The organism is Klebsiella quasipneumoniae subsp. quasipneumoniae, from assembly GCF_020525925.1.
In the GTDB taxonomy this organism is placed as follows: Bacteria; Pseudomonadota; Gammaproteobacteria; order Enterobacterales; family Enterobacteriaceae; genus Klebsiella; species Klebsiella quasipneumoniae.
In genome coordinates, this window is sequence record NZ_CP084876.1 from 3,898,692 (window position 1) to 3,916,792 (window position 18,101).

Consider the following 18,101-nt stretch of genomic DNA (forward strand, 5'->3'; position numbering starts at 1 on the left):
AAGCGCTGGCATAATAATGACGTTAATTTACAAGTAACGGGATTTAATTTAATTACAAATTATTTCAGATTAATTAACATGAGAAGACAACGCAGGCAATAATATTAAAAAGAGGCGCATTAAGGCGAGTAAAATACAAAGCATATTGCGTTAGGTGTTATTTTGCCGGACAATATGTTTTTTAACTGATGATTAACATGACATGAAACATCCGCTGGAAACGCTCCTCTCCGCCGCCGGGATCTTACTGCTGGCCCTGCTCTCCTGTCTGCTGTTGCCCGCGCCGTCGCTGGGCCTGACGCTGGCGCAAAAGCTGGTTGAGACATTCCATATGATGGATCTCAACCAGCTTTATACCGTGCTGTTTTGTCTGTGGTTCCTGGCGCTGGGCGCCATTGAGTATCTGGTGCTGCGCTGGGTGTGGCGTCGCTGGTTTTCCCTCGAACGCTAAATCAGGAAGGGCGCGCCTCAGTGGGCGCGGCTGTGGTTCTCTTTACGGTAGGCGCCCGGCGGCAGATTGAAGGTCCGGGTGAAGACGCGGGTAAAGGTCTGCTGCGAATCGAAGCCATACTTCAGGCAGATATCGTAGACCCGCTGATCGGTGTCGCGCAGATCGCGGGCGGCCAGCAGCAGCTTCCTTTCGCGTATATAGCGCCCCAGGCTCTCCCCTTTATACTGTAAAAACAGCCGTTGCAGATGCCATTTCGAATACCCGGCATGGCGAGCGATATCATCAATACGCAGCGGTTGATGCAGGTTGTCATCAATCCACTCGACGATAGTGTCAATCACCTGAGCGGAAATCGTCATATGCTCTCTCCTCTGATACTGCACTGGCGCTTAGCGCCACCAGGCGTTAAATGATTGCGTCTTATCGGCGACCCACACCGGCTCGCCCTGCACAGGCGTCAGCAGACGCCAGGCCCTTCCTTCGCTGGCAGCCGCCAGCCGTTGATACGGTTCATCCCAGCTGTGTTTCGCCAAAACGAATCGTCCTGCATGCCCAGGCAGCACCGCGCGAGCGCGCAGGTCGTCAGCAGCCTGAGCCGTTTCATCCGGCATCATGTGGATATATTTCCAGTCCTGGTCATACTGTCCGTTCTCCATGATCGCCAGATCGATCGGACCGAACTCATCGCCTATCGCTTTAAAGTGCGGCCCATACCCGCTGTCGCCGCTGTAATAAATCTTTTGCTGCGGGGTAACGAACAGAAAACTGGCCCACAGCGTCTGGTTGCGCTTCAGCCCACGGCCGGAAAAGTGCCGCGCCGGCAGGACGTGGACGCTGAGCTCATCGCTAACCGGAATCGCCTGCTGCCAGTCCGCTTCGGTAATCAGCGCCCCGTCCATTCCCCAGTAGCGCAGGTGCGACCCAACCCCCAGCGGCGTAATGACCCGCTTAATTTTCGGCAGCAGAGCGCGGATGGTGGCGTAATCCAGATGGTCGTAGTGATCGTGGGAGACGATCAGCAGATCGATCGCCGGCATCCCTTCCGCCCGCCACGGATAATCGCCGGGGAAGGCTTTATTGATAAAGGAGAACGGCGCCGCGTAATCGCTGAACACCGGGTCGATCAGGATGCGTTTTCCCGCCAGCTGCAGATACCAGGAAGAGTGGCCGAGCCAGACCATCACGTCCTGCCCGAGGGGCAGCGTCGCCAGATCGGTTTTCACCAGCGGCAGCGGCTGCGCGGGACGGGCGTTTTCCCGTTTGGTCATCAAAAAATCCCACCACGCCGCCAACATATTTTTCTGCCCGGTGAATCCCGGCGTGGGCAGTTGGTTATGGAACTGGCCGTCCCGGTAGTGGGGAGACGCTTCCACCTGGCTAAGCTGTGCCCCCTGCGGCGCCTTACCAAAACCGGCATTGAGGACAAACGGCAATGTCGTTGCTGCTGCGAGTAACATGATGGCGACCACGCTGAAAGTGACACGGTTCATATCCTGACCAGACAAAAGCCCCCATCCCGGAGGCTTTATGATATAACTTGATTATGAGTGAGTACGCACTCATTATTAGGAATGTGATGAAAGTCGTCAAGACGATTTTCAATTTTTGCGTTCCGCCGTTGCAGCGACCTGGTCAGACGTGCAAAGATCGGCGGTTTGTTTAAACCTGCGTGAGGAAAAATGTAGTGGCTCGTCCAAAGAGTGAAGATAAAAAGCAAGCGTTACTGGAAGCTGCCGCCGCGGCTTTCGCCCAGTCCGGCATCGCCGCCTCGACGTCGGCCATCGCCCGCAGCGCCGGGGTTGCCGAGGGGACGCTGTTTCGCTATTTCGCCACCAAGGATGAGTTGCTCAACGAACTGTACCTCGCCATTAAGCTGCGCCTGGTGCGGATGATGATCGCCGGGCTGGATCCGGACGAAAAGCGCCCGAAAGAGAACGCGCGCAATATCTGGAACAGCTATATCGACTGGGGCGTGCGCAACCCGATGGAGCACAAGGCGATCCGCCGGATGGCGCTCAGCGAGCGCATCACGGACGAAACCCGCCGCCAGGTGAAAGAGAGCTTTCCGGAGCTCAACGAAATGTGCCAGCTGTCGGTGAAAGAGATATTCCTCAGCGAAGCGTATCGCGCCTTTGGTGATGCCCTGTTTCTGTCGCTGGCGGAAACCACTATCGAATTCGCCAGCCACGATCCGCAGCGCGCCCGGGAGATTATCGCCCTTGGCTTTGAAGCCATGTGGAACGCCCTGCATGAGGCGGATGCCAAATGACGCCGGAAACGCTGCACCCCTGCGCCCACCGTATCGCCCTGACCTACCCGTTTACCGAGCACTGCTGGCCCTTTGGGCCGGAGTACGACGTGTTTAAGGTCGACGGCCGCATCTTTATGATCACCATGACCATTCGCGGCCGGGCGCTGGTCAACCTCAAGGCCGAGCCGCAGAAGTCGCTGCTCAATCAGGAAATTTATCGCAGCATCGAACCGGGCTACCATATGAACAAGAAACACTGGATCACGGTGGTGCCGGGGGACGACATCAGCGAGGATCTGCTGGCCGAGCTGATTGACGACTCATGGCATCAGGTGGTGAACAAGCTGAGCAAAAAGGCCCAGCAGCGCCTGCGTCCGCGCTGATTTTCAGCCAAACGCGATAAGTGTTATCGCATTTTTCACCCTTATCATTTGGCGATCTTCGCTGTACTCTTCCTCTCCTGAACGCACCGGTAAGGTGCTGTAAACTGTGAGGAAGAGTTATGGATATCGTATCGGTCGCTTTGAAGCGCTATTCCACCAAGGCCTTTGACGCCACGAAAAAGCTGACTGCCGGGGAAGCGGAACAGCTGAAAACGCTGCTGCAGTACAGCCCGTCTAGCACCAACTCCCAGCCGTGGCACTTTATCGTCGCCAGCACCGATGAAGGGAAAGCCCGCGTGGCGAAAGCCGCCAGCGGTACCTACGTGTTCAACGAACGTAAAATTCTCGACGCCTCGCACGTGGTGGTGTTCTGCGCGAAAACCGCGATGGACGACGCCTGGCTGCAGCGCGTCGTGGATCAGGAAGAGGCCGATGGCCGTTTCGCCACCCCGGACGCAAAAGCCGCTAACCACAAGGGTCGCACTTTCTTTGCCGATATGCACCGCAAAGAGCTGAAGGATGACGATCAGTGGATGGCGAAGCAGGTGTATCTCAACGTCGGCAATTTCCTGCTGGGCGTAGCGGCGATGGGTCTCGACGCCGTGCCGATTGAAGGGGTTGATTTTGCGATCCTCGATGAGGAATTTGACCTGAAAGCCCAGGGCTACACCAGCCTGGTGGTGGTCCCGGTCGGCCATCATAGCGTTGAAGACTTTAACGCCTCCCTGCCGAAGTCGCGTCTGCCGCAGTCGACGACGATTACCGAGATTTAATTCCCTTCTGCCGGGAACGCCCGGGCCATGGCGCAGCAGCGTCTCGCCCGGGACTTTCTTCCCCCACTCTTTCCCCCTCTTTTTCTGCCGTTTGTGCCAGGTTTCTGGCGCTAATAAGCCCGCTTGTGCCAGGAATAACGCCTTTAGTGTGAACCAGCCGCTTTAATTAATTGATAAATAATATTTTTTATTTCTGGCACGCACTTTGCTCTTAACAGATACCGCTATCTGGATGAAGGAGAAACCGGGTGAAACATATCTATGTGGCCAGCCACGGCCATTTTGCTCGCGGACTGGTGAACAGTTTGTCGCTGCTGATTGGCGACGAACACGGCGTTATCCCGGTCTGCGCCTATGACGAAGATATCGTGACCACCGAACAGCTGGAGCAAACCCTGGAGCATCTCATCGTCCAGGCGAATGGTGATGAAGTGGTGATCTTTACCGACCTGCTTGGCGGCAGTATCAACAATAGCGCCGTGAGCGTCTTGATGCGTCATCGTAACGTTTTCGTGGTCGCTGGCATCAATCTGACTCTGCTGCTGGAGTTTCTGCTGTGCGAAGAAGCCACTACCGAGGCCGCGATTGTCTACGCCACCAGCGCGGCGCGTGAATCCATTGTTTTCATCAACCCTCTACTAACACAACCATCCTCTGACCCACAGGGAGAATCTCATGATTAAACTCGTGCGCATTGATTATCGGCTGCTGCACGGCCAGGTGGTTTTTGCCTGGACCCGAGCGCTGGATATCGATCATATCATCGTCGCTAACGCCAAAGCCGCGGCGGATGCCTTCATTACGATGTCGCTTAACCTGGCCAAGCCGGCGGGCGTCACGCTGGACATCGCCACCGTTGAACAGGCGGCGGAAAAGCTTAACGGCGGCAAGTTGGATCATAAAAAAGTCATGGTGGTCCTTGGCAATACTGCTGAAACCCTCGCACTGGTAGAAAAAGTCCCGGGAATTAGCGCAATTAATTACGGCGGTCTGCCACAGAAGGAAGGGGCAAGACAATTCGGCAAGGCCATCTATCTGACCGAAGAGGAAATCGCCCATAGCAGAGCGCTAAAAGAAAAAGGCATTCGGCTGGAGATGCGTCAGGTACCCGCCCACTCGGCTGAACTCCTTAACGACCAACTTTAACTTCGGAGGTCACTATGTTGCTCACCGCAACGTTACTCGGACTGATTGCCGCCCTGGGGATCCTCGATGGCCGCCTGCTTGGGGTATCGATGATCGACCGGCCGCTGGTGATGTGCGCCCTCACCGGTCTGGTCTGCGGCAATCTGCATGAGGGGATTCTGATTGGCGCTACGCTGGAGCTTATTTTCCTCGGCAACGTCGCCATCGGCGCCGCGCACCCGCCAGATATCGTGACCGGCTCCGTACTGGCGACCGCGTTTTCGATCATGTCCGGCCGCGGTCCGGAGGCTGCGCTTACCATTGCCATCCCCGTCTCAATGCTGGCGCAAACGCTGGGCATCCTGGTGCGCGTGGTGAACGCCCGCTTCGGTCATCTGGCGGACCGCTATGCGGCGCAAGGTAATACCCGGATGGTCGGCCTGATGCACCTCGCCGGTCCGACGCTACTCTATTTTTTAAACGGATTTCTACCGGTTTTTTTCGCCATCCTGCTCGGCTCTTCGGCGGTTAGCTGGTTCCTTGAGGCGATTCCGCCGGTGATCACCAACGGATTGATCGTCGCCAGTAAGATCTTGCCAGCGCTCGGTTTCGCCCTGCTGATCAGCATGATGCTCAGCAGCAAACTGATGCCGTACCTCGGTCTGGGATTTTTGATAGCGGCATATACCAAACTGGATATCATCGCCATCGCGCTATTCGCCGTGGTGTTGGCTTTTATCATCAGCCAGTTTCTTAATCTTAAGCAGCAGGAGAGCTAATCATGAGTGAAATGACGCAGACCCTGTCAGGCGCCGCCCAGCCGCAAAGCGATGACGCAAGCCGGGTCACCGCTCGGGATTTACGCAGCGTGTTCTGGCGCTCCTTTACGCTGCAGGGCTCGTGGAACTACGAGCGCCAGCAGCATATGGGCTACGCCTTCGCAATGTCGCCGGCCCTGAAGCGCATCTATCAGGACCCGACGGAACTGGGGCGCGCCCTGCAGCGCCATCTGGTACTGTTTAACACTACGCCGCACCTCTCCACCTTTATCTTCGGCTTGTCGATCGCTATGGAAGAGGAGAATCAACGCAATCCCGAATTTAATGAAGAATCAATAAACGCGATTAAAACCAGCCTGATGGGGCCTCTGGCGGGTATCGGTGACTCCATATTCTGGGGGTCATTGAAGGTGATTGCCGCCGGGATGGGGATTTATTTCGCCCAGCAGGGCAGCCTCCTGGGACCGATAATGGCGTTGTTAGTTTATAACCTACCGCATCTGTTGTGCCGCTGGTATGGGCTGAAGCTCGGCTATCGGGCTGGCACCACCTGGCTGATGCGGATTTACCAAAGCGGACTCATGGATCGGGTCACCTATATCGCGTCAATCGTTGGCCTGATGGTCGTCGGCGCGATGACCGCCAGTATGATAGATATCACCACCCCGCTCAGCTTCACTGCCGGGCAGACGACCATGAAGGCGCAGGAGTTTATCGACAAAATACTTCCTTCTCTGCTGCCTCTGCTTTTCACCCTTGGGATGTACAAGCTGATCCGTAAGGGAGTCAACATCAACTGGATCCTGTTAGGCACCATCGCGTTTGGCATGGCGGCCAGCGCGTTAGGCCTGCTTTAAAAAGAGGAATATTACCCATGCACGTAGAAGACTATATGAATGAAACCCCCGCTCGCCTGCTCGCTATGCTAACGCAGACGCGGGAAGATCTCTGGCAAGCGGCGAAAGCGCTGGCGGATCGCGGGATCTCTCGAATCATCCTGACCGGTTCCGGTACGTCTTACCACGGCGCGCTGACCGCGCGGTCGTTTATGCAGCAGTGGTGCGGCATCCCGGTCGATGTGTACTGGCCCTTCCTGCTGGACGAGACGGCTCTATCCCTCAGCGACAAAGCGCTGGTCATCGGCATTTCTCAGGGAGGCGGTAGCCTCTCTACTCTCGCCGCAATGGAGCGCGCCCGGGCAGCCGGGCACCTTACCGCTTCCATGGCCGGGGAAGCGCCAGCTGCCATCGACCAGGCGGCAGATTTGATCCTGACGGTCCCCTGTGGAGAAGAGCGCGCCGGCGCCAAAACCAAAGGGTATCACTGCACCATACTCAACCTGATACTGCTTGCGCTTGCCGTCGCCAGTCGCCAGCAGCGCCTGAGCGATGAGGAGCGCAAGGCGCTACTCGTCCGCATGGAGAGGACGTTCAATCATTTGCCGACGCTCATTGAGGCCTCGCAGGCGTGGGTTCTCAATCACGCCCGGCCGCTTATCGACAGCGCGGACATTCGCCTGACCGGTCCGGCAGGGCTGTTTGGCACCGTTCAGGAAGGTGCGCTAAAGATGCTTGAAACGCTACGCTGTCCGGTTGCCGGTTACGAATTTGAGGAGTTCATCCACGGGATCTATAACGCCTTCGACGAACGCTCTACCCTGATCATGCTCGATCCGTTTCCCGATGAGCGTCAGGATCGCCTGGCGGAAATACTTGGCGGCTGGACTCAGCATATTTATCGCATTGGTCCACAAGTCGAAAATAACGGCAAAAATATGCCCTTCGCATTTATTAACGATCCCGACTTTGCGATCTTTGAATATATTATTCCGTTACAAATGGTTTGTGCCCGACTGCCGCCAGTGAAGGGCATCGATCCCGCAATACCGAAGGATCCGCAGTTCCACCAGAAAATGAAAAGTAAACAACCCAATTAATTGACGCATAGTAAAAGTTATCCGCTATTCAGCGGAGGACCCGTTACATCCCAAGGAGACCAATATGTCTATAGCTCATAAAAACGCACATACTATTATTCGCGATATTTTATCTAAGCAGCACATTGAGCGGGTATGGTTTGTCGGCTGCGGTGGTTCATTAACCGGTTTCTGGCCGGGGAAATATTTTCTCGATTGTGAAGCGAAAAAGCTGGCCGTCGGCTATGTGACCAGTAATGAATTTGTCCACGCGACGCCGAACGCGTTAGGTAAAAACAGCGTAGTGATCCTCGCCTCGCAGCAGGGCAACACCGCTGAAACGGTGGAAGCCGCCCGCATCGCGCGTCAGAAAGGCGCCGCCACTATTGGACTGGTATATACCCCCGGCACGCCGCTGTGCGAACACAGCGATTACACTATTGAATACTGCTGGGCGCGCTATCCCGAAACCGTCGATCCGACGCAGCAAAAAGCGGCATACAGCCTGTGGCTGGCGCTGGAAATGCTTGCGCAAACTGAGGGATACGCCCATTACGATGAGATGGTCAGCGCCTTTGCCAGTTTTGAATCCGTGGTGCGCGGCGCTCAGCAGCAGGTTCAGGCGGATGCGCGCCATTTTGCCGAAGCCTGGAAGAGCGAAAAGGTCATCTACATGATGGGCAGCGGCCCCTCATTCGGCGCCGCGCATCAGGAATCCATCTGTATTCTGCTCGAGATGCAGTGGATTAACTCCGCCAGCATCCACAGCGGCGAGTATTTCCACGGCCCCTTTGAGATTACCGAAGCGGGAACGCCGTTTATTTTATTAAAAAGCAGCGGCCGCACCCGCCCGCTGGATGACCGCGCGATCCGCTTTATCGAACGTTACCAGGGAAAACTGCAGATTATTGACGTGGAAAAGGTGGGAATCGACACACTGCACGCCAGCGTGCGCGAATATTTCTGCGGCCTGCTGCACAACTGCGTACTGGATGTTTACAACCTGGCGCTGGCCACCGCCCGCAACCACCCGCTGACCACCCGCCGCTATATGTGGAAAGTCGAATATTGATTCGCTAACCGCCTGCCAGCCCCGGCGTAATTCTCCGGGGCTGCGTTGAGGATTACCAGCTAAAACCTTCAATACGTAATTCAAAAATATCGTGAATATAGCCAATTTCCGCTACCGGCAGCGCCACGTTATAGAGTATTTTTAGGCGCTGGAACGAGTGATTGACCATGGCAATAAATTCGCCATGCTGGCGGGTAAATTGCTCAAGATCTTTATAATGGCTAATTTCATTACGCATTACCAGACGCTCAATCATACAGCTGAGATGCACATATAAACTGATAATTAAGTTATTATTAAAATGAAAACCAAGCGTATTTTGCCACTCAGCGATAATGGTTTCGATATGACCCATGGTTTTTCCGGCATTCAGTATCGTCAGAGAGTTGACAACGTTATGCAGCGAAAACTCACGTACCATATTTTTATTAATCAGCGCAATTTGCTTTTCATTAAGATAGCCGCTTAAGAGCTGACTCAGATGTCGATGCCCCTGCTCGCCAAGTAGTTCCTCAATGCCAACCCAGGGCACTCCGGCCAGCTGCGGGTCGTGGGTACCCACGACCGCAATAACTTCATACTGGTGGAGCAACGATACCGCCGTACGACTGTTTTTTAAGCGCGTATACTCGCAGGCGATGATGTTAATATCAAAATCGTTGAGCAGGCTCTTCTCCATCAGATTTTTAAATTTAAATGCGGTACCGATACCTGTAATACAGGTCACCAGCAGCGCACGCTCTTTTTTTTCTGCGGGCCAGAACACATCCCAACGCGACTGATTAAGCGGCACGATCTCTTCGGCGATTTGTTCGATGTTTTTTTCCAGCGCGATCTCGCTGGCAACATTCAGCGCCATGCGGGTCGTGACGTTATCCACCACCACCAGCGGGCCGTTAATCACCGACAAAAGCGCATCGGCAATCTCCTTTGTGTAGCCCATATCAATAAGCACCATCACACCCGCACGCGTGTCCGTATGCTGGAGATAATCAACCACGGCGCGACTGACGTCGCTGAACGCCACCTCCATCGGCATATCCATGGCCTGGTAGATCTTCTCGCCAATCAGGCGGTTGGCAACGCCGGCAATGCTGCTGGCGGTCGAATAACCGTGGGCGATTATCAGCGCTTTCACTTTTCCGCCGCTGGTCGCATCGATAGCATTACTGACAATGGCGGCAACCGCCAGACGGTCAAGCGTATCGATGAGCAGATCGTATTTGTTATTGACGACATCCAGTAGTTTCCCCGCGATACGCTGCGCCAGCCCCGCTGAGGACTCCAGCCAGCGCTGCATCACCAGACGCGCGGGCTCGGCAACGCTGCGCGGCGCCAGAGGAAGGCTGGTCAGGTAGCGGCCAGTAAGATAGGCGAATTCGGCATTCAGCTGGAGATCGTAATTGGCGGCGATCGCCTTGCCCACATCCTCAATAAAGCGCAGCCGCTTGTCCTGAAGAGAGACCGCGCTCTCCTGATTCATCAACGCATCGAGATAGAGCGTCACGTTTTGATAAATGAGCTTTTCAAAGGTCCGCACGCTAATATTATCCTGAGCCAACTCCTCGCACAGGCTACAAATATTTTCCGTTAGCCGTTGGTATTCATGGTGACGACCAGAAAAAAGAGGCAGCGCATCGCCATCGCGGTAAATCATCACCCGCTCGCTATTTTGCTGAAGGGAAAAAGGCGCATCCGCCAGTAATCGGTCGGGCAGCAAACCCGCTTTTATGTGTAAAAGACCGCTATCACGTTCGCCAAATGTCCAGGCGCTGGCGCAAATATTGCGAATCAAATTTTCCAGCCCACCGACATTTCCTTCAAGCGTTTCACGCATTAGCTGGCTGACGATTTCGCCATCCAGCGCAAGATCGTGGTTCAAACGCTGGGCTTCACGGCGGAAAAAGTGGTGGATAAACGCCAGCCGCTCGAATTGGCCGCGTTCAGCGATCGGCAGAATTTTTACAATCACCGGAATACGGCGAATAAAGGTCGCCAGGAAGTGTTTTTCCAGATCCTCGGTTGAAGCAAAAATTAGCCGCACCGTCGCGCTGCGCTCGTCGGTGCTCTCCCCCAGCCGGCGCCAGCTACCGTTATCCATAAAATGAAACAGCTTTTCCTGACCTTCGGGCGGCAGCCGATGAACCTCATCGATAAACAACACCCCGCCGTTGCTGGTCTCGATAAGACCAGGAACGGCTTTATCGGCGCCGGTAAAGGCCCCCTTCGCATGACCAAATAACTTCGAGGTCAGTAGTTCTGGATTATTCGCGTACTCGGCGCAGTTAAATACGGTAAAAGGCGCATCGGCAGGTAAAATACCTTCATCTATTGCGTAGTGCCAGAGCTGGCGAGCTAGAAAACTTTTCCCGGTGCCAGTAGGGCCCCGCAGCAGCAGCGGCAGACCTGCGCCAGGGTAGCTGATGGCAGCCTTGCACTGGCGCAATGCTTCCTGCAGGCTGCCCTGCGCGCCAATCAGCTGCGCCAGACTATCCTGACGCTCCGCGCACAGCGCCTGAATGGAGGCGTATTCGCCGTGCCGAACCGCCAGCCGGTGATGATCGCGCAGAACGGTAACGGGTAAAAACAGCACCGGGCGACCGTTCACTTTGACCACCCGCTGCTCGCGATGAAGATTATTCAGATGATGGCTGATGATGCTGCGTTTTTGCTTCAAGCTATCGGCGATGGCCATAGCGTTAAACTCGCCCAGCGCTTCCGCCGTCAGCGCTCGCCCGGCGATCCGTTGTTCTAGCTGGCGAAAAATCGACTCCTTGTTCATCTCGCTCCCCTGTCAAAAGCGTAAAATTCGCTTATACGACAATTCGTGCAGGACGTCGCTGCCGCCAGCCACACTTCTTTAAAAGCGCTTAATTTTTCATGGTTTAACGTTCCCCGCGTGCCAGATGCGCTCGGCATAGCGGCCAATCACCGCCAGCGAGACGGCAAGGATCAGGAAAAACAGCACTTTGTGCATCCCATTCCAGAAAAACTCAAAGAAGCGGGTATAGAGATTGATCGCCAGGAAGGTTAACCCGAAGCCGCGCAGCATTGCGTCATCGGTTTTCAGACTGATAAAAATGCAGACGCCGGCCGCCGCGGCAAACAGCAGCCCCCACGGCAGGAGTCGCGCCTGGCTTACGTTGTACCAGCTGTCAGCGTCGTAATTGCCGAAAATCGACAGGATCCACAGCGCAATAAACAGATACGTGAGGCCCATCGCCTTGCTGACGGTAAACAGCTGCCGCTGGCGAAGCAGGGACTGCGCGCCGTAGCAGAGCGCCAGCAGCGCGCCGCCGAACAGGACGAAGCGAATCGGGTAGTTCATGCCCAGCCAGTAGGCGCCCCACCCCGAGACATAGCCGGTTTCCGCGCCAAACCAGTTGCCCAGCGCCAGCAGAAAAAAGAGCCACACCAGCCCGGAGCGGGCAGCATAGCCGATAGCGCCGTAAATCACGCATCCGGCCAGAAACAGCGGCGCGATATGGCCGCTGCCGTTATCCAGCCGTTCGCCAAGCTGCCATAGCGCCACCGCGGTAAAGACAACGCCCAGAAACAAAATCGCCTCGGTGCTGTAGTGCCACTGCGTTTCCCGCCGCTGGCGGCGAAAACCCCAGGCGTAGCAGGCGACAGCCAGCAGCGCAGGCAGCAGGATCCGCGTCAGCGCCGAGCGGCTGAACAGGCTCAGCAGCCACGCCACCAGTTCATTGTCGGCGAACAGACTGCCCAGAGCAATCAGCACGCAGGCCAGCGCGGTCCAGAAGGCATAGCGGCTCAGACGCCGCCAGTCGAAGGGGGAGACGCGCAGCGTTTGCGCCAGCCGCTGGCTGTCCGCCGGGGTTAACTCCCCGCTGGCCTGCCAGGCGTTCAGCGCGCGCTGAATAATGCGCTGCTCTTTTCGGGTTACGTTCATAGGCATTCCTTGAGACTGATGACAAACCTGTTTTCGCTAATGTGCTCGCCTTTCTGCGGGTGGCAGTTGCGCCTGACCCGGCCTAACTAACCATTTATATATCAGATTGTTACCCCGCAACCTGGGCCCGCGTAAGCGCAGCGCCGCCGGGCATGATATCAGGCTCGATACCCGTCATATTGCCGGGTGGCGGCTGCGCCTGACCCGGCCTACGGTCCCAGCCTGGGGCTGCTGAAACTGCCGGTGTTGCGGCCTCAACATCGCTGAGACGTTCCCGGCAGGCCGGGGCAGCCCGCATGGATGCGGGCTGAGGGCCGTGTTTTGCACGGACGCTGCCTCGGCCCGACCCGAAGCCTGCAGGGATAAGTCGAAGGCACCACGCAGTGGCGATGTTGCTGGCCGGAGCCCGGGGGTGCAGGGGGCGGCGGCGACTGGCCGCCCCCTGTGCGCTCCCTGCGCCATGAGAGATATAACGCAGAAGACTAACCGGGAGCGCAATGTGCGCTGAAGTCGCAGATAACATACAGGACTTCCCGACAGTGCTTTCCCTCCCCTATTCCCGGAGGGAGAGGGAACCGTCCAGCAGCGCCGGCCGGGCAATACCCGAAGTTGGCACATTGCCAGCCATCTGATTCCTTGTGATTAATGTTGGTCCAGCCACGCCAGCGCCTGCTCGCCCACCTCGTCCATCGGCAGGTAGACCAGCAGGCGCGAACCGTTGCGCGGCGCCGAATACCAGTACATCTGCTGCAGGCTGAATCGCCCGAGCTGCGGGTGGTTAAAATGTTTAATCTGGTTTTCCACGCCGCGCACCTCGTAGCGCTGATGCCACAGCGCTTCAAACTCCGGCGAGGCGGCGAAAAAGCGCGCCAGTTTGTTTTCCCATGCCGGATCGCCGCGGTGCTCGGCCATCGCGGCGCGGAAATAGGAGACGAAGGTCGGCAGCACATCGCGATTTTCGATCCGGCTGCGCCAGGTCTCATGGGTCAGATACAGATAAATGCAGTTGCGATCTTCTTCCGGGAGGGTGGCGAAATCGATGCCCATCAGGCGGCAGAAGCTGTCGTTCCAGGCCACAATATCAAAGTTCGGTTTCTGAATACTGGCCGGCTGCGGCATCAGGCTGTCGAGCATTCGCCGGGTGCCGGGGCTGATGCCTTCACATACCGTCACCTGGGTCGCTTCCGGCGGGGTCAGCCCGGCGAGTACGAACAGGTGCCGGGTCTCCAGCGGGCTGCACTGCAGGGCATTCGCTACCCCCACCAGCACCGCTTCCGACGGATTCACCTCCCGCCCCTGCTCCAGCCAGGTGTACCAGGTGACGCCGACATCGGCGAGCATCGCCACCTCCTCCCGGCGCAGACCCGGCGTGCGCCGGCGGCCCACCCGGGGCAACCCCAGGCGCTGCGGATCGAGGCTCTCACGCCGGGCGCGCAGAAACGCCCCCAGCTGTTTGCGCCGATCGTCCGGCACGGCGAACGTCGACTCTCGTTGCGGCATCGTGGTCATCACCCCTCCAGCATGGTAGTTCCAGTACCAGTATAGACAGGAACTGGTACCCGTTTAATTTATCGGTAATGCTACGTCGGTCTGCTGAATGACGCAATGGAGAACCCCATGAAAACGTCTGCTGTTTCACCCGGCCGCGCCGGTCTGTGGCTGCTGCTGGGCGGCCAGATGCTGCCGCTTATTGATACCTCGATCACTAATGTGGCGCTGGACGCCATCACCCACACCCTGGCGGCCAGCGCCACGCAGCTGGAGCTTATCGTCGCGCTCTACGGCGTCGCCTTTGCCGTCTGCCTGGCGATGGGCAGTAAGCTTGGCGATAACTATGGCCGCCGTCGTCTGTTTATGTGGGGCGTCGCTCTCTTTGGCATCGCTTCCCTGTTGTGCGGCATGGCGAACAGCATCAGCGCCCTGCTGGCCGCCCGCACCCTGCAGGGCGCCGGGGCGGCGCTGATTGTGCCGCAGATCCTCGCCACCCTGCACGTCACCCTCAAAGGCCCGGCCCACGCCCGGGCCATCAGCCTGTATGGCGGGATCGGCGGGATCGCGTTTATCGTCGGTCAGATGGGCGGCGGCTGGCTGGTATCGGCGGACATCGCCGGGCTGGGCTGGCGCAACGCCTTTTTTATCAATGTGCCGATCTGCCTGCTGGTGCTGGCCCTGAGCCGCCGCTATGTGCCGGAAACCCGTCGTGAGACGCCGTCGCGGATTGACTGGCAGGGTACCCTGTACCTCGCCCTCATCCTCTGCTGCCTGCTGTTCCCGATGGCCCTCGGTCCCGAGCTGCACTGGCCGCTGTGGCTGCAGCTGATGCTGGTGGCGGTCCTGCCGCTGCTGATCGCCATGCGTCAGAGCGCCCTGCGCCAGCAGCAGCGCGGCGACCATCCCCTGCTGCCGCCGCGTCTGCTGCAGTTGACCAGCATCCGCTTCGGGATGGCCATCGCCCTGCTGTTCTTCAGCGCCTGGTCCGGCTTTATGTTCTGCATGGCGCTGACCATGCAGGAGGGGCTGGGGATGGCGCCATGGCAGTCCGGCAATAGCTTTATCGCCCTCGGCGTGGCCTATTTTATTTCGGCGCTGTATGCCCCGCGGCTTATCGCCCGCTACAGCATGGGGCGGATCCTGTTGACCGGTCTGACGGTGCAGATCGCCGGGCTACTGCTGCTGTGCGCCACCTTCTCCCGCTTCGGCATCGCCACCACCGCCCTGACGTTGGTCCCCGCCACGGCGCTGATCGGCTACGGTCAGGCGCTGATCGTCAACAGCTTTTACCGGATTGGCATGCGCGATATCAGCGCCAGCGACGCCGGGGCCGGGAGCGCCATCCTCAGCACCCTGCAGCAGGCGACCCTCGGTCTCGGGCCGGCTATCCTCGGATCGCTGTTCCTGGCGCTGGCCCGCCGCGGCGGCGGAAACTATCCGCAGGCGCTGATTGATTTTCTGCTGGTCGAGGTGGCCATGATGCTGTTGCTGGGGGCCATCGCGCTGTGGCTGCGCCATCATCTCAACCGACAGCCGGTGACGGCGGCGTAGTAATACCGGCGGCGGTAATTTGCATAATCGTTATCCAGCGGTCATCATACCCGCTGGATATTCAGGAGACGTTATGCAGGAATTAATATCGCAAATTGCCGCCTTAGGAATCGAAATAACCCCCACCCGCTCGCTGATGATTATCTTCGGCATTATCTTGTTCACCGCCGTCGTCGTGCATCTGATATTGCACAAAGTGGTCCTGCGCGCTTTTGAAAAACGGGCGTTGGCCAGCAGCCATCTGTGGTTGCAAATCATCACGCAGAATAAGCTCTTTCACCGACTGGCCTTTACCCTGCAGGGGATCATCGTTAACGTGCAGGCGGTGCTGTGGCTGCAAAAAGGCAGCGAGGCCGCGGAAATATTAACCACCGTGGCTCAGCTATGGGTGATGATATATGCCATGCTGTCCTTCTTCTCGCTGCTGGATGTGATCTTAAAGCTGGCGCAGAAATTTCCCGCCGCCTCTCAGCTACCGCTGAAGGGGATATTCCAGGGAATTAAGCTGGTGACGGCGATTATTATCGGCATCCTGATTATTTCCCTGCTGATAGGCCAGTCGCCAGCGATCCTGATTAGCGGGCTCGGCGCCATGGCCGCGGTACTGATGCTGGTATTTAAAGATCCGATCCTTGGTCTGGTGGCCGGTATTCAGCTCTCGGCCAACGATATGCTCAAGCTTGGCGACTGGCTGGAGATGCCGAAGTACGGCGCCGACGGCGCGGTGATCGATATCGGCCTCACCACGGTCAAGGTACGCAACTGGGACAACACCATCACCACCATTCCGACCTGGTCGCTGGTCTCCGACTCATTTAAAAACTGGAGCGGGATGTCGGCCTCCGGCGGCCGCCGCATTAAGCGCAGCCTCAACATCGACACCACCAGCATTCATTTCCTCGATGAACAGGAGCAGCAGCGCTTGATCCGGGCGAAGTTGCTTAAACCCTATATGGATTCGCGCCACGAGGAGATTAGCGCCTGGAACCAGCAGTATGCCGGGGAGCAATCGGTCCTCAACGAGCGCCGAATGACCAATGTCGGCACCTTCCGCGCCTATCTGCAGGAGTATTTACGTCATCATCCGCGCATCCGCCAGGATATGACCCTGATGGTGCGCCAGCTGGCGCCGGATGCCAACGGCTTGCCGATCGAGATCTACTGCTTCACCAACACCGTGGTGTGGGCGGAATATGAGGGGATCCAGGCGGATATTTTCGACCATGTCTTCGCGGTGGTGGAGGAGTTTGGCTTACGCATTCATCAAACGCCTACCGGCAACGACATTCGCGCGCTGGCGGGGGCCTTCCCCCGCTAACCTCAGGCGCTGGCGCGGGCGATCACGCGCCAGTCCATCATCACCCGCTCGACGGCGGCGTCGGGATCGTCGATGCGTTTCATTAACAGATCCACCGCCGTGCGGCCGATCGCCCGGGAGGGCTGTTCAACGGTGGTCAGCTGCGGGGAGACCACTTCCGCCAGCTCGGTGCCGTCGAAGCCAATCACCGCGATATCCTCCGGCACCCGCAGCCCGGCCTGGTCAATCGCCCGCAGCGCCCCGGCGGCAAGGGAGTCCGATACGGCAAATACCGCGTCGGGCTTCTCATCTTGCGACAGCAGTTGCTCCATCGCCCGTTTACCGGCCGCCGCGCTAAGATCCTGCGCGTAGGTTACCTGCTGATACGCCAGACCGTGCACGTGCAGCACGCTTTTATAGCCGCGCTCGCGCAGACGAGCGTAGCGATAGCTGAGGTCGTGATTAATGAGCGCGATGCGCCGGCGGCCGCCGTCGGCCAGCCGGGACACCGCCCCCTGGGCCGCCTCGACGTCGTTAATCCCGACGCAGGAGATGCTGCCGGTGTCGGCATACTCCGCACACTGTACCCAGGGCGCATCGCCAATCATGGTGGTCAGTTCCGGCAGGCTGGAGAGCGCGTTCATGGTGATAATGCCATCGACCATTTTGCCGGAGAGCAGCTGCAGGCCGGAGGTCGAGCGGGCCAGATCCGACCCGGAGTTACACAGCAGAATGCGGTAGCCGTTCTTTTCCGCCTCTTCTTCTATCCCTTTCACCACCTCGGCGCAAAAGGGGTTAGCGATATTGGAGACCATCACCAGGATCATATTGCTGCGGGCGGTTCGCAGCTGTCGCGCCAGCAGGTTCGGCTGATAGTTGCTCTCTTTGATCGCCTGCAGCACGCGCTCACGGTTTTTGGCTTTTACCGTATCGCTGTTGTTCAGCACCCGCGACACCGTGGCCACCGAAACGCCGGCCAGACGAGCAATTTTCTGAATAGACATAAACCCTGCACTTCCTGCGATAGAGGTGGATCCTGCAGGCTATCATAAATGACCTCTGGTTGGCCTGCCAGCCTGGCGCGCAAGCGCGGCTCAGTA

Annotated in this window: 18 protein-coding genes; 12 read left to right on the forward strand and 6 right to left on the reverse strand. The window is 57.6% G+C overall.

Translation table 11 applies throughout. The features are described from left to right. Positions 1 to 202: 202 nt before the first annotated feature. Positions 203 to 451, forward strand: coding sequence for a DUF1158 domain-containing protein (locus LGM20_RS18795; protein ID WP_002893037.1), 249 nt, complete (start codon positions 203 to 205; stop codon positions 449 to 451). A gap of 17 nt (positions 452 to 468) precedes the next feature. Here LGM20_RS18795 and LGM20_RS18800 read toward each other — a convergent pair whose 3' ends face one another. Together LGM20_RS18800 and LGM20_RS18805 are read right to left on the reverse strand one after the other, a co-directional pair. Next, positions 469 to 810, reverse strand: coding sequence for a RamA family antibiotic efflux transcriptional regulator (locus LGM20_RS18800; protein WP_004202492.1), 342 nt, complete (start codon positions 808 to 810; stop codon positions 469 to 471). Between the two features lie 30 nt (positions 811 to 840). After that, positions 841 to 1,956, reverse strand: coding sequence for an MBL fold metallo-hydrolase (locus tag LGM20_RS18805; protein ID WP_165453652.1), 1,116 nt, complete (start codon positions 1,954 to 1,956; stop codon positions 841 to 843). Positions 1,957 to 2,135: 179 nt separating this feature from the next. Between LGM20_RS18805 and LGM20_RS18810 the strand changes: the two genes are divergently transcribed. The 9 genes from LGM20_RS18810 to LGM20_RS18850 all read left to right on the forward strand — a co-directional run bounded on the left by LGM20_RS18810 (position 2,136) and on the right by LGM20_RS18850 (position 8,749). Beyond that, positions 2,136 to 2,720, forward strand: coding sequence for a TetR/AcrR family transcriptional regulator (locus LGM20_RS18810; RefSeq protein WP_023288732.1), 585 nt, complete (start codon positions 2,136 to 2,138; stop codon positions 2,718 to 2,720). Continuing rightward, positions 2,717 to 3,085 carry an MmcQ/YjbR family DNA-binding protein gene (locus LGM20_RS18815; protein ID WP_004202487.1) on the forward strand — a complete coding sequence of 123 codons (369 nt, stop codon included), beginning with the start codon at positions 2,717 to 2,719 and terminating at the stop codon, positions 3,083 to 3,085. Before LGM20_RS18810 ends, LGM20_RS18815 begins: the two co-directional genes overlap by 4 nt. Before the next feature lie 119 nt (positions 3,086 to 3,204). Then, positions 3,205 to 3,858, forward strand: coding sequence for an oxygen-insensitive NAD(P)H nitroreductase (nfsB, locus tag LGM20_RS18820; protein ID WP_023288731.1), 654 nt, complete (start codon positions 3,205 to 3,207; stop codon positions 3,856 to 3,858). 248 nt (positions 3,859 to 4,106) lie between these two features. Then, positions 4,107 to 4,541, forward strand: a complete 435-nt coding sequence (locus tag LGM20_RS18825; protein ID WP_004099989.1) for a PTS sugar transporter subunit IIA — start codon at positions 4,107 to 4,109, stop codon at positions 4,539 to 4,541. Then, positions 4,534 to 5,004, forward strand: coding sequence for a PTS sugar transporter subunit IIB (locus tag LGM20_RS18830; protein WP_023288730.1), 471 nt, complete (start codon positions 4,534 to 4,536; stop codon positions 5,002 to 5,004). Before LGM20_RS18825 ends, LGM20_RS18830 begins: the two co-directional genes overlap by 8 nt. 14 nt (positions 5,005 to 5,018) lie before the next feature. Then, positions 5,019 to 5,762, forward strand: coding sequence for a PTS mannose/fructose/sorbose/N-acetylgalactosamine transporter subunit IIC (locus LGM20_RS18835; RefSeq protein ID WP_004183295.1), 744 nt, complete (start codon positions 5,019 to 5,021; stop codon positions 5,760 to 5,762). Positions 5,763 to 5,764: 2 nt separating this feature from the next. Then, positions 5,765 to 6,619: a PTS system mannose/fructose/sorbose family transporter subunit IID gene (locus tag LGM20_RS18840; protein ID WP_004099982.1), complete on the forward strand. Its 855-nt coding sequence runs from the start codon at positions 5,765 to 5,767 to the stop codon at positions 6,617 to 6,619. Between the two features lie 17 nt (positions 6,620 to 6,636). Further along, positions 6,637 to 7,698: an SIS domain-containing protein gene (locus LGM20_RS18845; protein WP_044521474.1), complete on the forward strand. Its 1,062-nt coding sequence runs from the start codon at positions 6,637 to 6,639 to the stop codon at positions 7,696 to 7,698. A gap of 64 nt (positions 7,699 to 7,762) precedes the next feature. Next, a complete protein-coding gene (locus LGM20_RS18850; RefSeq protein WP_044521472.1) occupies positions 7,763 to 8,749 on the forward strand; it encodes an SIS domain-containing protein in 987 nt (328 codons plus the stop codon). A gap of 52 nt (positions 8,750 to 8,801) precedes the next feature. Here LGM20_RS18850 and LGM20_RS18855 read toward each other — a convergent pair whose 3' ends face one another. The 3 genes from LGM20_RS18855 to LGM20_RS18865 form a co-directional block, all read right to left on the reverse strand. Continuing rightward, a complete protein-coding gene (locus LGM20_RS18855) occupies positions 8,802 to 11,531 on the reverse strand; it encodes a sigma 54-interacting transcriptional regulator (RefSeq protein WP_044521470.1) in 2,730 nt (909 codons plus the stop codon). 96 nt (positions 11,532 to 11,627) lie between these two features. Beyond that, positions 11,628 to 12,662, reverse strand: a complete 1,035-nt coding sequence (locus tag LGM20_RS18860) for a DUF2157 domain-containing protein (protein WP_044521467.1) — start codon at positions 12,660 to 12,662, stop codon at positions 11,628 to 11,630. Between the two features lie 642 nt (positions 12,663 to 13,304). Further along, on the reverse strand, positions 13,305 to 14,171 hold the full coding sequence (locus tag LGM20_RS18865; RefSeq protein ID WP_044521465.1) for a helix-turn-helix transcriptional regulator: 867 nt from the start codon (positions 14,169 to 14,171) through the stop codon (positions 13,305 to 13,307). 108 nt (positions 14,172 to 14,279) lie between these two features. Here LGM20_RS18865 and LGM20_RS18870 point away from each other — a divergent pair, with 108 nt between their 5' ends. After that, a complete protein-coding gene (locus LGM20_RS18870) occupies positions 14,280 to 15,704 on the forward strand; it encodes an MFS transporter (protein ID WP_044521463.1) in 1,425 nt (474 codons plus the stop codon). Between the two features lie 73 nt (positions 15,705 to 15,777). Further along, positions 15,778 to 17,022 carry a mechanosensitive ion channel family protein gene (locus LGM20_RS18875; protein ID WP_023288723.1) on the forward strand — a complete coding sequence of 415 codons (1,245 nt, stop codon included), beginning with the start codon at positions 15,778 to 15,780 and terminating at the stop codon, positions 17,020 to 17,022. Positions 17,023 to 17,024: 2 nt separating this feature from the next. Here the strand turns inward: LGM20_RS18875 and LGM20_RS18880 are convergent, their stop codons facing one another. Continuing rightward, positions 17,025 to 18,005 carry a LacI family DNA-binding transcriptional regulator gene (locus LGM20_RS18880; RefSeq protein WP_017900840.1) on the reverse strand — a complete coding sequence of 327 codons (981 nt, stop codon included), beginning with the start codon at positions 18,003 to 18,005 and terminating at the stop codon, positions 17,025 to 17,027. Positions 18,006 to 18,101 lie beyond the last annotated feature (96 nt).

What these genes read in the sequence shown, in the direction of transcription:
- LGM20_RS18795 (WP_002893037.1), top strand. Translation starts at nt 203, where the DNA reads ATGAAACATCCGCTGGAAACGCTCCTCTCCGCCGCCGGGATCTTACTG.
- LGM20_RS18800 (WP_004202492.1), bottom strand. Translation starts at nt 810, where the DNA reads ATGACGATTTCCGCTCAGGTGATTGACACTATCGTCGAGTGGATTGAT.
- LGM20_RS18815 (WP_004202487.1), top strand. Translation starts at nt 2,717, where the DNA reads ATGACGCCGGAAACGCTGCACCCCTGCGCCCACCGTATCGCCCTGACC.
- nfsB (WP_023288731.1), top strand. Translation starts at nt 3,205, where the DNA reads ATGGATATCGTATCGGTCGCTTTGAAGCGCTATTCCACCAAGGCCTTT.
- LGM20_RS18830 (WP_023288730.1), top strand. Translation starts at nt 4,534, where the DNA reads ATGATTAAACTCGTGCGCATTGATTATCGGCTGCTGCACGGCCAGGTG.
- LGM20_RS18835 (WP_004183295.1), top strand. Translation starts at nt 5,019, where the DNA reads ATGTTGCTCACCGCAACGTTACTCGGACTGATTGCCGCCCTGGGGATC.
- LGM20_RS18840 (WP_004099982.1), top strand. Translation starts at nt 5,765, where the DNA reads ATGAGTGAAATGACGCAGACCCTGTCAGGCGCCGCCCAGCCGCAAAGC.
- LGM20_RS18845 (WP_044521474.1), top strand. Translation starts at nt 6,637, where the DNA reads ATGCACGTAGAAGACTATATGAATGAAACCCCCGCTCGCCTGCTCGCT.
- LGM20_RS18850 (WP_044521472.1), top strand. Translation starts at nt 7,763, where the DNA reads ATGTCTATAGCTCATAAAAACGCACATACTATTATTCGCGATATTTTA.
- LGM20_RS18855 (WP_044521470.1), bottom strand. Translation starts at nt 11,531, where the DNA reads ATGAACAAGGAGTCGATTTTTCGCCAGCTAGAACAACGGATCGCCGGG.
- LGM20_RS18860 (WP_044521467.1), bottom strand. Translation starts at nt 12,662, where the DNA reads ATGAACGTAACCCGAAAAGAGCAGCGCATTATTCAGCGCGCGCTGAAC.
- LGM20_RS18865 (WP_044521465.1), bottom strand. Translation starts at nt 14,171, where the DNA reads ATGACCACGATGCCGCAACGAGAGTCGACGTTCGCCGTGCCGGACGAT.
- LGM20_RS18870 (WP_044521463.1), top strand. Translation starts at nt 14,280, where the DNA reads ATGAAAACGTCTGCTGTTTCACCCGGCCGCGCCGGTCTGTGGCTGCTG.
- LGM20_RS18875 (WP_023288723.1), top strand. Translation starts at nt 15,778, where the DNA reads ATGCAGGAATTAATATCGCAAATTGCCGCCTTAGGAATCGAAATAACC.
- LGM20_RS18880 (WP_017900840.1), bottom strand. Translation starts at nt 18,005, where the DNA reads ATGTCTATTCAGAAAATTGCTCGTCTGGCCGGCGTTTCGGTGGCCACG.